The 13,335-nt window shown below is 70.1% G+C and carries 12 protein-coding genes; all 12 read left to right on the forward strand.

What is annotated here, in order from left to right:
* Positions 1-91 precede the first annotated feature (91 nt).
* Positions 92-1,840, forward strand: a complete 1,749-nt coding sequence (locus ACWCP6_RS31915) for a UDP-N-acetylmuramoyl-L-alanyl-D-glutamate--2,6-diaminopimelate ligase (RefSeq protein ID WP_450936087.1) — start codon at positions 92-94, stop codon at positions 1,838-1,840.
* A gap of 4 nt (positions 1,841-1,844) precedes the next feature.
* Entirely contained in the window at positions 1,845-3,266 is a 1,422-nt protein-coding gene (locus tag ACWCP6_RS31920; RefSeq protein ID WP_450936088.1) for a UDP-N-acetylmuramoyl-tripeptide--D-alanyl-D-alanine ligase, read from the forward strand.
* On the forward strand, positions 3,266-4,336 hold the full coding sequence (mraY, locus tag ACWCP6_RS31925) for a phospho-N-acetylmuramoyl-pentapeptide-transferase (RefSeq protein WP_450936112.1): 1,071 nt from the start codon (positions 3,266-3,268) through the stop codon (positions 4,334-4,336). The genes ACWCP6_RS31920 and mraY overlap by 1 nt, the downstream gene beginning before the upstream one ends.
* A gap of 90 nt (positions 4,337-4,426) precedes the next feature.
* Complete coding sequence (gene murD / locus ACWCP6_RS31930; protein WP_450936089.1) at positions 4,427-5,848, forward strand: UDP-N-acetylmuramoyl-L-alanine--D-glutamate ligase; 1,422 nt, start codon at positions 4,427-4,429, stop codon at positions 5,846-5,848.
* Between the two features lie 182 nt (positions 5,849-6,030).
* Positions 6,031-7,338 carry a putative lipid II flippase FtsW gene (ftsW, locus tag ACWCP6_RS31935; protein WP_450936090.1) on the forward strand — a complete coding sequence of 436 codons (1,308 nt, stop codon included), beginning with the start codon at positions 6,031-6,033 and terminating at the stop codon, positions 7,336-7,338.
* Between the two features lie 6 nt (positions 7,339-7,344).
* Positions 7,345-8,433 carry an undecaprenyldiphospho-muramoylpentapeptide beta-N-acetylglucosaminyltransferase gene (gene murG, locus ACWCP6_RS31940; protein ID WP_450936091.1) on the forward strand — a complete coding sequence of 363 codons (1,089 nt, stop codon included), beginning with the start codon at positions 7,345-7,347 and terminating at the stop codon, positions 8,431-8,433.
* Positions 8,434-8,468: 35 nt separating this feature from the next.
* Positions 8,469-9,260: a cell division protein FtsQ/DivIB gene (locus tag ACWCP6_RS31945; protein WP_450936092.1), complete on the forward strand. Its 792-nt coding sequence runs from the start codon at positions 8,469-8,471 to the stop codon at positions 9,258-9,260.
* A 276-nt stretch (positions 9,261-9,536) separates the two neighbouring features.
* Positions 9,537-10,748: a cell division protein FtsZ gene (gene ftsZ / locus ACWCP6_RS31950; RefSeq protein WP_450936093.1), complete on the forward strand. Its 1,212-nt coding sequence runs from the start codon at positions 9,537-9,539 to the stop codon at positions 10,746-10,748.
* Positions 10,745-11,473, forward strand: a complete 729-nt coding sequence (pgeF, locus tag ACWCP6_RS31955) for a peptidoglycan editing factor PgeF (protein ID WP_450936094.1) — start codon at positions 10,745-10,747, stop codon at positions 11,471-11,473. The genes ftsZ and pgeF overlap by 4 nt, the downstream gene beginning before the upstream one ends.
* Before the next feature lie 6 nt (positions 11,474-11,479).
* Positions 11,480-12,199 (forward strand): YggS family pyridoxal phosphate-dependent enzyme, encoded by a 720-nt coding sequence (locus ACWCP6_RS31960; protein WP_450936095.1) that lies wholly within the window; start codon positions 11,480-11,482, stop codon positions 12,197-12,199.
* A 136-nt stretch (positions 12,200-12,335) separates the two neighbouring features.
* Positions 12,336-12,956 (forward strand): cell division protein SepF, encoded by a 621-nt coding sequence (locus ACWCP6_RS31965; RefSeq protein WP_450936096.1) that lies wholly within the window; start codon positions 12,336-12,338, stop codon positions 12,954-12,956.
* Positions 12,957-13,013: 57 nt separating this feature from the next.
* Positions 13,014-13,301: a YggT family protein gene (locus tag ACWCP6_RS31970; RefSeq protein ID WP_450936097.1), complete on the forward strand. Its 288-nt coding sequence runs from the start codon at positions 13,014-13,016 to the stop codon at positions 13,299-13,301.
* The last annotated feature ends 34 nt before the right edge of the window (positions 13,302-13,335 follow it).

The raw sequence follows: 13,335 nt of genomic DNA on the forward strand, positions 1-13,335 counted from the left end.
GGGGAGCCGACCAGGAAGAGCCCGTGACCATGATCACCTCACACGCCGGGAAGCCCGTGACGGCGACCCCCTCCGACCCCGGGAAGCGCCCGTGACAACCATCACCCCCGGCTCCGGGAACCATCCCGCGCCACGTCCCTCGCCGGTGCCGGACCACGCCTCGGACGGGCCTCGATTTAGCCCCGAGCGCGGTACGCCCGGTACGCTCACCGCCGTGTCACACGCTGATCAGTCCCAAACTGCCCATAAGGGCGCTCCCGCGCATCGTCCGGGACCGCCCCGACCGGTCCGTGTCTCCGCCACACCCCTCGCGGAGCTCGCCGATCAGCTGGGTGTTCCCGTATCCGCCGACGCCGAGGTCACCGGCATCACGCACGACTCCCGCGCGGTGCGCCCGGGCGACGTCTACGCGGCTCTGCCGGGTGCCCGGTTCCACGGTGCCGACTTCGCCCCGCAGGCCGCCGACCACGGTGCCGCCGCCGTGCTCACCGATCCGACCGGCGCCGAGCGCGCGGCGGCCACCGGGCTTCCGGTGCTCGTCGTCGACGACCCGCGCGCGCGGATGGGCGAGCTCGCGGCGACGGTGTACGGCCGCCCGGGCGACCATCTGCTCCAGATCGGCATCACCGGGACCTCGGGCAAGACCACGACCGCGTACCTCGTGCAGGGCGGTCTGGCCGCGGCCGGCGACGGTGACCGGGTCGGGCTGATCGGCACCGTCGAGATGCGCATCGGCGACGAGCGCATCAAGTCCGAGCGCACCACGCCGGAAGCCACCGATCTCCAGGCGCTGTTCGCCGTCATGCGCGAGCGCGATGTCGAGGCCGTGGCCATGGAGGTCTCCAGCCATGCGCTGGTCCTCGGCCGTGTCGACGGCTGCGTCTTCGACGTCGCGGTCTTCAACAACCTCAGCCCGGAACACATGGAGTTCCACTCCGACATGGAGGACTACTTCCGGGCCAAGGCGCAGCTCTTCACCCCGAAGCGCAGCAAGAAGGGCGTCGTCAACCTCGACGACGAGTACGGCCGCCGGCTGGTCCGGGAGGCCACCGTCCCGATCGTCACCTTCTCCGCCGAGGGGCACCCGGACGCCGACTGGCGCGCCGAGGACGTCGAGGTCGGCCCGCTCGGCTCCACCCTCACCGTCGTCGGCCCCCGGGGCGAGCGGGTCACCGCCAGGGCGCCGCTGCCCGGCCCCTTCAACGTCGCCAACACGCTCGCCGCGATCGCCACCCTCGCCGTCGCCGGGCTCGACCCGCAGACCGTCGCCGACGGCGTCGCCGCGGTGCCGGGCGTGCCGGGCCGGCTGGAACGGGTCGACGCGGGCCAGCCCTACCTCGCGGTCGTCGACTACGCGCACAAGACCGACGCCGTCGAGTCCGTGCTGCGGGCGCTGCGCAAGGTCACCGACAAGCGGCTGCACATCGTGCTCGGCTGCGGCGGCGACCGGGACAGGACCAAGCGGATGCCGATGGGCGCCGCCGCCGCGCGGCTCGCCGACACAGCGGTGCTGACCTCCGACAACCCCCGCTCCGAGGACCCGCTCGCGATCCTCGCCACGATGCTCGCGGGCGCCGCCGAGGTGCCCGCCCACGAGCGCGGCGACCTGCTCGTCTTCGAGGACCGGGCCGACGCCATCGCCGCGGCCGTCGCCCGTGCGGAACCGGGCGACACCGTCCTGGTCGCCGGCAAGGGCCACGAGCAGGGCCAGGACATCGCCGGAGTGATCCGCCCCTTCGACGACCGTCAGGTGCTGCGCGAGGCCATCGAGGCCGTCCAGAAGGCCCGGGCCGCGCAGGCTGCCGAGGTCCCGCAGAACAACCAGAACACACAGGGATGAATTCGTGATCGCCCTCTCCCTCGCCGAGATCGCCACAGTCGTCGGCGGGCAGACGTACGACATACCGGATCCGTCCGTCCGGGTCACCGGGCCGGTGGTCCGGGACTCCCGTGAGGTGGAGCCCGGCAGCCTCTTCGTCGCCTTCGTCGGCGGGCGCGTCGACGGCCACGACTTCGCCGCCGACGTCGTCGCGGCGGGCGCCGCCGCCGTGCTGGCCTCGCGGCCCGTCGGCGTGCCCGCGATCGTCGTGGACGACGTGCAGGCCGCGCTCGGCGCCCTCGCGCGCGCCGTGGTGGAGCGCCTCGGTGCCACCCTCGTGGCGCTCACCGGCTCCGCGGGCAAGACCAGCACCAAGGACCTCATCGCGCAGGTCCTGAACCGCCATGCGCCGACCGTGTGGACGCCGGGCTCCCTCAACAACGAGATCGGGCTGCCGCTGACCGCGCTCAGCGCCACCGACGCGACCAGGTACCTCGTCCTGGAGATGGGCGCCCGCGGTATCGGCCACATCCGGTACCTCGCGGACCTCACCCCGCCGAGGATCGGCGTCGTGCTGAACGTCGGCACCGCGCACATCGGCGAGTTCGGCGGCCGCGAGCAGATCGCGCAGGCCAAGGGCGAGCTCGTCGAGGCCCTTCCGGAGGACGGCGTCGCGGTCCTGAACGCGGACGACCCCCTCGTACGTGCCATGGCCTCGCGGACGAAGGCACGCGTGATCCTCTTCGGAGAGGCCGACGAAGCGGACGTACGCGCCGAGAATGTCCGGCTCACGGAGAACGGACAGCCCTCCTTCAGCCTTCTCACACCCTCCGGGTGCAGCGACGTGACCTTGCGCCTGTACGGTGAGCACCACGTGTCGAACGCGCTCGCCGCGGCCGCCGTCGCCCATGAGCTGGGCATGTCCGCAGACGAGATCGCCCGTGCGCTCTCCGAGGCGGGCACCCTCTCCCGCTGGCGCATGGAGGTCACGGAGCGCCCGGACGGCGTGATCATCGTCAACGACGCCTACAACGCGAACCCCGAGTCCATGCGGGCGGCGCTCCGCGCGCTCGCCACCATGGGCGAGGCCGCACGGGCCCGGGGGGGTCGTACGTGGGCGGTGCTCGGTCAGATGGCCGAGCTCGGGGACGAGGCGCTCGCCGAGCACGACGCGGTCGGACGGCTCGCCGTCCGGCTCAACGTGAGCAAGCTCGTGGCAGTCGGGGGCAGGGAAGCGGCCTGGCTGCAGATGGGCGCCTACAACGAGGGTTCGTGGGGTGAGGAGTCGGTGCACGTGTCCGACGCACAGGCGGCGATCGACCTGCTGCGCAGAGAGCTGCGCCCGGGGGACGTCGTACTCGTGAAGGCCTCCAGGGCGGTTGGCCTGGAGCGGGTTGCCATGGCGCTGCTCGACGGAGCCGGCGAGGGTGAGGTTGCCGCCCGATGATGAACCAGATCCTCTTCGCGGGAGTCATCGGCCTCTTCCTGACCCTCGTGGGCACTCCGCTGCTGATCAAGCTGCTGGCCCGCAAGGGTTACGGCCAGTACATCCGTGACGATGGTCCGCGCGAGCACCACAGCAAGCGCGGTACGCCGACCATGGGCGGCATCGCCTTCATCCTGGCCACGATCGTCGCGTACTTCCTCAGCAAGGTGATCACCGGCAAGCCGCCGACGTTCTCCGGGCTGCTGGTGCTCGGTCTGATGGCGGGCATGGGCCTGGTCGGCTTCCTCGACGACTACATCAAGATCGTCAAGCGCCGGTCGCTCGGCCTGCGGGCCAAGGCGAAGATGGCCGGTCAGCTGATCGTCGGCATCGCCTTCGCGGTGCTGGCGCTGATGTTCGCGGACAACCGCGGCAACACGCCCGCCTCCACCAAGCTGTCCTTCGTCACCGACTTCGGCTGGACGATCGGTCCGGTCCTCTTCGTGATCTGGGCGCTGTTCATGATCCTCGCCATGTCGAACGGCGTGAACCTCACCGACGGCCTCGACGGTCTCGCGACCGGCGCGTCCGTGATGGTCTTCGGCGCCTACACGTTCATCGGCGTCTGGCAGTTCCAGGAGTCCTGCGCCAACGCGCAGACCCTCACCAACCCGGCCGCATGCTTCGAGGTGCGCGACCCGCTCGACCTCGCCGTCGTCGCGTCCGCGCTCATGGGCGCCTGCTTCGGCTTCCTGTGGTGGAACACCTCGCCTGCGAAGATCTTCATGGGCGACACCGGTTCGCTGGCCCTCGGCGGGGCGCTGGCCGGACTCGCCATCTGCTCCCGCACGGAGCTGCTGCTCGCGCTGCTCGGCGGCCTGTTCGTGCTCATCACCATGTCGGTGGTCATCCAGGTCGGCTCCTTCCGGCTCACCGGCAAGCGCGTCTTCCGCATGGCCCCGCTCCAGCACCACTTCGAACTCAAGGGGTGGTCGGAGGTCCTGGTGGTGGTCCGGTTCTGGATCATTCAGGGCATGTGCGTGATTGTGGGACTGGGCCTGTTCTACGCAGGGTGGGCCGCCGAGAAGTGATCCCCGCACGGGCGGGGCGCCGGACACCGGTGCCCCGCGCCGCGCGGGACACCGTCAAGTGACCTTCTACGTGAGTTGGGCAGCCGAGAAGTGACCAGTACGCCGGAGTGGACCGGCCAGCACATCACCGTCGCCGGACTCGGCGTGAGCGGCATCAGTGCCGCCCGTGCCCTGGCCGGCCTCGGCGCCACCGTGTCCGTGGTCGACGGCGGCGACGGGGAGGCACTTCGCGCGAAGGCGGCGGAGCTCGCCGAGCTGGGTGTCGCGGTACGTCTCGGAGACGCGGAGACCCTCCCGGAGGGCACCGACCTCGTCGTCACCTCACCGGGCTGGAAGCCTTCGTCGCCCCTCTTCCGGGCGGCCGCCGAAGCGGGCGTGGACGTCGTCGGCGACGTCGAGATCGCCTGGCGGCTGCGCGGCCCGGACGCGGCGCCCTGGCTCGCGGTCACCGGCACCAACGGCAAGACCACGACGACGCAGATGCTCGCGTCGATCCTGCGCGCCGCGGGGCTGCGCACCACGGCCGTCGGCAACATCGGCACCCCGATCATCGACGTGGTCCTCGGCGACGAGACGTACGACGTCCTCGCGGTGGAGCTGTCCAGCTACCAGCTGCACTGGGCGCCCTCGCTGCGTGCCCACTCGGCGACCGTGCTGAACCTGGCCCCGGACCACCTCGACTGGCACGGCTCCATGGAGGCGTACGCCGCCGACAAGGGCCGTATCTACGAGGGCAATCGCGTCGCCTGCGTCTACAACGTGGCGGACAAGGCCACCGAGGACCTGGTGCGCGAGGCCGACGTCGAGGAGGGCTGCCGCGCGGTCGGTTTCACCCTCGGCACGCCGGGACCGTCCCAACTCGGCGTCGTGGAAGGCATCCTCGTCGACCGGGCCTTCGTCGAGAACCGGCACAAGCAGGCGCAGGAACTGGCGGAAGTATCGGATGTAAATCCGCCCGCACCGCACAACATCGCCAACGCGCTTGCCGCGGCGGCCCTGGCGCGTGCCTTCGGCGTACCGGCCGCCGCCGTGCGCGACGGGCTGCGTGCCTTCCGGCCCGACGCCCACCGCATCGAGCACGTCGCGGACGTCGAAGGCGTCGCTTACGTCGACGACTCCAAGGCGACCAACACCCATGCCGCGGAAGCCTCCTTGGCGGCGTACGAGTCGATCGTGTGGATCGCCGGAGGGCTCGCGAAAGGAGCCACCTTCGACGAGCTGGTGGCCGCGTCGGCGAAGCGGCTGCGCGGTGCCGTGCTGTTCGGTGCGGACCGCGACCTCATCCGTGAAGCACTGGCGCGACACGCCCCCGGGGTGCCGGTCGTGGACCTCGACCGGACCGACACTGGGGCGATGGCGGCGGCGGTCCGGGAGGCTGCGGAGCTGGCCCGCTCCGGGGACACGGTGCTGCTGGCCCCGGCCTGCGCCTCCATGGACATGTTCGCCAACTACAACGAACGTGGAGACCGCTTCGCGGACGCCGTCCGTGGGCTGGGTTCCGCTGACGCCTGAGCCGGGAGGTGCCCGGCACCCCTGGGAGGGACGCGTGAGGTCGTTGTGGCCGGAGTCCCGTCGGCGTGCTCTCGTCGGCGGAACGGGGCTGTGCCCGCCCGTCCCCGCCCCCGTGGCCGAAGGGCCGCGCGCGACGCCCCCGGGGGCTTCCGCGGCCGGCCGGTGTCCGTGCGGAGGCGCCGATGCCGCCGCGTAGCCTGCTCGTCCGTGCCCGGCGGGCCTGGGACCGGCCGCTGACCGCGTACTACCTGATCATCGGCAGCAGCCTGCTCGTCACCGTGCTCGGGCTGGTGATGGTGTATTCGGCGTCCATGATCAAGGCGTTGCAGCTGTCCTTGCCCGCCTCGTACTTCTTCCGGAAGCAGTTCGTCGCCGCCGTGATCGGGTCGGTGCTGCTGTTCGTGGCCTCGCGGATGCCGGTGAAGCTGCACCGGGCGCTCGCGTACCCGATCCTCGCCGGCTCGGTCTTCCTGATGGCGCTCGTGCAGGTACCGGGGATAGGGAGGGCCGTCAACGGGAACCAGAACTGGATCTCGCTGGGCGGGCCGTTCCAGCTCCAGCCCAGCGAGTTCGGCAAGCTGGCCCTCGTGCTGTGGGGCGCGGACCTGCTGGCCAGGAAGCAGGACAAGCGGCTGCTGACCCAGTGGAAGCACATGCTCGTGCCACTCGTGCCGGTCGCCCTCCTGCTGCTCGGGCTGATCATGCTCGGCGGCGACATGGGGACGGCGATCATCCTCACGGCGATCCTTTTCGGACTGCTGTGGCTGGCCGGGGCGCCCACCCGGCTCTTCGCGGGCGTGCTGTCCGTGGCCGCTGTGATCTGTGTCATTCTCATCAAGACCAGTCCGAACCGTATGGCCCGGCTTGCGTGCATCGGGGCGACCGACCCGGGCCCCGGAGACCAGTGCTGGCAGGCGGTGCACGGGATCTATGCGCTCGCCTCGGGCGGATTCTTCGGTTCCGGCCTCGGTGCGAGTGTGGAAAAATGGGGTCAACTGCCCGAAGCGCACACCGACTTCATCTTCGCCGTCACCGGGGAGGAACTCGGCCTTGCGGGGACGCTGTCGGTGCTCGCGCTCTTCGCGGCTCTAGGCTATGCGGGTATCCGCGTGGCCGGACGCACGGAGGACCCCTTCGTGAGGTACGCCGCGGGAGGTGTGACCACCTGGATCACGGCCCAGGCCGTGGTCAACATCGGTGCGGTGCTCGGCCTGCTGCCGATCGCCGGAGTCCCGCTCCCGCTGTTCTCCTACGGGGGCTCCGCCCTGCTGCCGACCATGTTCGCCATCGGACTGCTGATCGCCTTCGCGCGTGACGAGCCCGCGGCGCGGGCGGCACTCGCGCTGCGGCGGGGGGCGTCTCCCAGGCCCTTGAGGCGCTGGAGGACGGTTTTTGGTAGAAAGCGGGCTGCGGTGCGAGGCTCCCAGGAGCTCCGCAGATGGAACACGATGCGACGGCGCGCCACGGCGCGTTCGTCCGGAGAGCGGTGAATTTCGGTGCATGTCGTACTCGCCGGTGGGGGGACCGCCGGCCACATCGAGCCCGCGCTTGCCCTCGCGGACGCCCTGCGCAGGCAGGACCCGACCGTGGGGATCACGGCCCTCGGCACGGAGCGTGGTCTCGAGACGCGGCTCGTGCCCGAGCGCGGCTACGAACTCGCGCTGATCCCCGCCGTGCCGTTGCCCCGCAAGCCCACCCCCGAGCTGATCACCGTGCCGGGACGGCTGCGCGGCACCATCAAGGCCGCCGAGCAGGTCCTCGAGCGCACCAAGGCCGACGTCGTCGTCGGCTTCGGCGGCTACGTGGCGCTGCCCGGCTACCTCGCCGCCAAGCGGCTCGGGGTGCCGATCGTGATCCACGAGGCGAACGCCCGCCCGGGCCTCGCCAACAAGATCGGTTCCCGGTACGCCGCCCAGGTCGCCGTCTCGACCCCGGACAGCAAGCTGCGGGGCGCCCGCTACATCGGCATCCCGCTGCGCCGCTCCATCGCGACGCTCGACCGGGCCGCCGCCCGCCCCGAGGCCCGGGCCCTGTTCGGCCTCGACCCGAACCTGCCCACCCTGCTGGTCTCCGGCGGCTCCCAGGGCGCCCGCCGCCTGAACGAGGTCGTCCAGCAGGCCGCTCCGGTGCTCCAGCGGGCCGGGATCCAGATCCTGCACGCGGTCGGCCCGAAGAACGAACTGCCGCACGTCGACAACATGCCCGGTATGCCGCCCTATGTCCCGGTACCGTACGTGGACCGGATGGACCTCGCGTACGCCGCGGCCGACATGATGCTCTGCCGCGCGGGCGCGATGACCGTCGCCGAACTCTCCGCCGTCGGACTGCCCGCCGCATACGTTCCGCTGCCGATCGGCAACGGTGAGCAGCGGCTCAACGCCCAGCCGCTGGTCAAGGCGGGCGGCGGTCTGCTGGTGGACGACGCGGAGCTCACGCCGGAGTGGGTGCAGGGCAACGTACTGCCGGTCCTCGCGGACCCGCACCGGCTGTACGAGATGTCCCGCGCCGCCTCCGAGTTCGGCCGCAGGGATGCCGACGACCTGCTCGTCGGCATGGTGTACGAGGCCGTCGCGTCGCGCCGCTAGGGGCATACGCACAGATGTGAGAGAAGGCAGGGAGCGTGGCCGGACCCACGACCGCCGAGCGCGGTGAACGGCAGAGGCCGAAATCCGGCCCGCCCCGGCCGCGCCCCCGCCGACGGCTGCGGCTGCCCGGCCCGCGCGTCCTGATCCTGCTGGCCGCGGCCGGCCTCGCGCTCGGCACCGGGGTCGTCTGGCTGCTCTACGGCTCGCCGTGGCTGCGTACCGAGCACGTCACGGTCTCCGGCACCCGGGTGCTGACGCCGGCCGCGGTCCGCGCGGCAGCGGAGGCGCCGCTGGGTTCGCCGCTCATTTCCGTCGACACCGACGCCATTGAAGGACGTCTTCGTCATAAATTGCCCAGAATTGCTTCGGTCGATGTCGCTCGTTCCTGGCCGCACGGAATCAGCCTGAAAGTGCTGGAACGCAAGCCCGCCCTGATTGTTGAAAAGGGTGGAAAATATGTAGAAGTGGACTCTTCCGGCGTACGCTTCGCGACCGTCGCGCATGCACCGAAGGGTGTTCCCGCGCTGGAATTGATGCCGCGTCAGTCCGCCAGCCTGCGCCGTTTCGGACCGGACCGCCTGGTGCGCGAGGCCGTGCACGTGGCCGCGGACCTTCCGCAGGCCGTGGCGCGGGACACCCGGACCATCAGGGTCCGCTCGTACGACTCCGTCTCGCTGGAGTTGACCGGTGACCGGATCGTGGACTGGGGGAGCAGCGAGAAGGGTGGCGCGAAGGCCACGACACTCACCGCTCTCATGAAAGCGGCTCCCAAGGCCCGGCACTTCGACGTGAGCGTCCCCACCGCCCCTGCGGTGTCGGGGAGTTGACGCACATCTGTGCAGGCCAGCACCCTGGTTGGGCATCGCTACGGGTGATCACATAGGGTGAAAAGAAAAACGGGAGGTTCGGCGTGTTCGTTGAACGCGCGCCACTTGTCGACTTAGTGTCCTGTTCGGAAGAGTCCAGGAAACAGACATACTGGTAACCCTAAACTTCACCGTTAGGGTTCGGGTCGGCATTCGGACCGGCCCATTCGGCATCAGTCGTCGCAGCGCGAGCACGGCGAGGCGGCGACACGTAACTCGAGGCGAGAGGCCTTCGACGTGGCAGCACCGCAGAACTACCTCGCAGTCATCAAAGTCATCGGTGTCGGCGGCGGTGGTGTCAATGCCATCAACCGGATGATCGAGGTCGGTCTCAAGGGCGTCGAGTTCATCGCCATCAACACCGACGCGCAAGCCCTGTTGATGAGCGACGCCGACGTCAAGCTCGACGTCGGCCGGGAACTCACCCGCGGACTCGGGGCCGGTGCCAACCCGGCCGTCGGCCGCAAGGCCGCCGAGGACCACCGCGAGGAGATCGAGGAGGTCCTCAAGGGGGCCGACATGGTCTTCGTCACCGCCGGCGAGGGTGGCGGCACCGGCACGGGCGGCGCGCCCGTCGTGGCCAACATCGCACGCTCGCTCGGCGCCCTCACCATCGGTGTGGTCACCCGCCCCTTCACCTTCGAGGGCCGGCGCCGCGCCAACCAGGCGGAGGACGGCATCGCCGAGCTCCGCGAAGAGGTCGACACCCTCATCGTCATCCCGAACGACCGGCTGCTGTCCATCTCGGACCGCCAGGTCAGCGTCCTCGACGCCTTCAAGTCCGCGGACCAGGTGCTGCTGTCGGGTGTCCAGGGCATCACCGACCTCATCACCACGCCCGGCCTGATCAACCTCGATTTCGCCGACGTCAAGTCCGTCATGTCCGAGGCCGGTTCCGCGCTCATGGGCATCGGCTCGGCCCGCGGCGACGACCGCGCGGTGGCCGCCGCCGAGATGGCGATCTCCTCGCCGCTCCTGGAGGCGTCCATCGACGGCGCCCGGGGCGTCCTGCTCTCCATCTCCGGCGGTTCCGACCTCGGTCTGTTCGAGATCAACGAGGCCGCCCAGCTGGTCAGCGAGGCCGCGCACCCCGAGGCCAACATCATCTTCGGTGCGGTCATCGACGACGCCCTCGGCGACGAGGTCCGGGTCACCGTCATCGCGGCGGGCTTCGACGGCGGACAGCCGCCCAGCAAGCGCGAGAACATCCTCGGCGCCGGGGCCGGCAAGCGGGACGAGCCCGGACAGGCGCGTTCGTCCGACAGCCGCCCGTCCTTCGGCTCGCTCGGCAGCGTGACCCCTCGTGAGGAGGCCGCCCCGGAGCCCGAGGCCGACCCCATCCCGGCGAACGAGCTCCCGGCCTCCCCGGTCAACCCGCCCGTGCCGCCGTCCCGGAGCTACGCGGACAGCGCGGCCGAAGAGCTGGACGTGCCGGACTTCCTGAAGTGATAGGACAGCGCACCACCGTGAGCGGCGCGCACTTCGCCTTCACCGACAGGTGGGGCGGGGTGAGCGCCGCTCCGTACGAGAAGCTCAACCTCGGCGGAGCGGTCGGCGACGACCCCGACGCCGTACGCGCCAACCGTGAGCTGGCCGCACGGTCCCTCGGGCTCGACCCGGCTCACGTCGTCTGGATGAACCAGGTGCACGGCCGGGACGTCGCCGTGGTCGACGCCCCCTGGGGGGACCGGCCGGTACCGGAGGTCGACGCGGTCGCCACCGGACGCCGCGGCCTCGCCCTCGCGGTGCTCACCGCCGACTGCACCCCGGTCCTGCTGGCCGACCCGGTCGCCGGAGTGGTCGGCGCCGCGCATGCGGGCCGTCCGGGCATGGTGGCCGGGGTCGTCCCCGCCGCCGTCGAGGCGATGGTGCGACTCGGCGCCGAACCCGCCCGGATCGTGGCCCGCACCGGCCCGGCCGTGTGCGGCCGCTGCTACGAAGTCCCCGAGACGATGCGCGCCGACGTGGCCGCCGTCGAACCCACGGCGCACGCCGAGACGAGTTGGGGCACTCCCGCGGTCGACGTGACTGCCGGCGTGCACGCCCAGCTCGAACGGCTCGGGGTGCGCGACCGGGAGCAGTCGCCGGTGTGCACACGGGAATCGGACAATCACTTCTCGTACCGCCGCGACCGCACCACCGGTCGGCTCGCGAGCTATGTCTGGCTGGACTGATGGGGCATGACGGACCGTAAGCAGCAGATCGCCGGAAATCTGGCGAAGGTGGAAGAACGGATCGCCGCGGCGTGCGAGGCGGCCGGGCGCAAGCGCGAGGACGTGACCCTCATCGTGGTCACCAAGACGTACCCCGCGAGCGATGTGCGGATCCTGTCGGAGCTCGGTGTGCGCCATGTCGCCGAGAACCGTGACCAGGAGGCCGCGCCCAAGGCGGCGGAATGTGAGGATCTGCCGCTGATTTGGCACTTCGTCGGCCAGTTGCAGACCAACAAGGTCCGTTCCGTGGCTGGTTATGCCGATGTGGTGCAGTCCGTCGACCGGTCCCGGCTGGTCGATGCGCTCTCCGGCGAAGCGGTGCGCACCGGGCGCGAGCTCGGGTGTCTGATCCAGGTCGCGCTCGACGCGGGGGAGAGCGAACGGGGCGCGCGCGGCGGTGTGGCGCCGGGCGGAATCGAGGGTTTGGCCCGGCTTGTGGCAGACTCGCCCGGATTGCGGCTGGACGGACTGATGACCGTGGCGCCGCTCACCGGGCCGTACGCGGGCCGCGAACAGGCGGCGTTCGAGCGGCTGATGGAATTCTCAACCGCCCTGCGCGCGGACCATCCTGCTGCGAACATGGTGTCAGCAGGGATGAGTCAGGACCTCGAGCAGGCCGTGGCGGCAGGAGCGACACACGTGCGCGTCGGCACTGCGGTACTCGGAGTCCGACCCAGGCTCCGGTAACGTCGCCAGGAAGTCGGACCACAGCAGAAAATATGGTCATTGCCGCCGAAGAGCGGGCGGACCTCGTGGATCGCGAGGACGAGGTCGGCGTCAGCCGATTGTCAGGGGATCCACCACAGAGCGGAGGACTCAGAGCATGGCCGGCGCGATGCGCAAGATGGCGGTCTACCTCGGCCTCGTGGAGGACGATGGGTACGACGGCCGGGGGTTCGACCCCGACGACGACTTCGAGCCCGAACTCGACCCGGAGCCCGAGCGCGACCGCCGACGGCATGAGCCGTCACATGTGTCGCATCAGTCACAAAGGGAAGAATCGGTGCGAGTGGTGCAGCCGCCGGCTCAGCGGGACCCCGTCCCGCTGTCCGCGGAGACCGGCCGCCCCGCCCGTATTGCCCCCGTGTCATCCATCACACCCGACCGTCAGAGCCTGGAGAAGAACGCACCGGTGATCATGCCCAAGGTCGTGTCCGAGCGGGAGCCGTATCGGATCACCACGCTCCACCCGCGGACGTACAACGAAGCCCGTACCATCGGGGAACACTTCCGCGAGGGCACTCCGGTGATCATGAATCTGACTGAGATGGACGACACAGATGCGAAGCGACTTGTCGACTTTGCGGCCGGTTTGGTGTTTGGTCTTCACGGCAGTATCGAGCGGGTGACGCAGAAGGTGTTCCTGTTGTCGCCTGCTAACGTCGATGTCACGGCGGAGGACAAGGCCCGCATCGCAGAGGGCGGGTTCTTCAACCAGAGCTGAGACGCTGTTGCAGTTCGGACACCAGTCGCGAAGTACAGGGGAGAGGGAAGCACGGTCATGAGCGTGGTCGGAGAGGTGCTCTACATCGCTCTGATGTGTTTCCTCATTCTGCTGATCTTCCGGCTCGTCATGGACTACGTGTTCCAGTTCGCCCGCTCATGGCAACCCGGCAAGGCGATGGTGGTCGTTCTGGAGGCCACCTACACTGTCACCGATCCACCGCTCAAGCTTCTGCGGCGGTTCATCCCGCCGCTGCGTCTCGGGGGCGTGGCGCTCGACCTGTCCTTCTTCGTACTGATGATCATCGTCTACATCCTGATCTCGATCGTGCAGAACTGGCTGTGAGCGATGTGAAAGATACGGTCTTGCCGAATGCCGA

The sequence above is a fragment of the Streptomyces sp. NPDC002004 genome, assembly GCF_053593975.1.

Excerpts from the sequence above, each read along its gene's own strand:
- mraY (WP_450936112.1), top strand. The coding sequence starts at position 3,266 with ATGAACCAGATCCTCTTCGCGGGAGTCATCGGCCTCTTCCTGACCCTC.
- ACWCP6_RS31965 (WP_450936096.1), top strand. The coding sequence starts at position 12,336 with ATGGCCGGCGCGATGCGCAAGATGGCGGTCTACCTCGGCCTCGTGGAG.
- ACWCP6_RS31970 (WP_450936097.1), top strand. The coding sequence starts at position 13,014 with ATGAGCGTGGTCGGAGAGGTGCTCTACATCGCTCTGATGTGTTTCCTC.
- ftsW (WP_450936090.1), top strand. The coding sequence starts at position 6,031 with ATGCCGCCGCGTAGCCTGCTCGTCCGTGCCCGGCGGGCCTGGGACCGG.
- ACWCP6_RS31960 (WP_450936095.1), top strand. The coding sequence starts at position 11,480 with ATGACGGACCGTAAGCAGCAGATCGCCGGAAATCTGGCGAAGGTGGAA.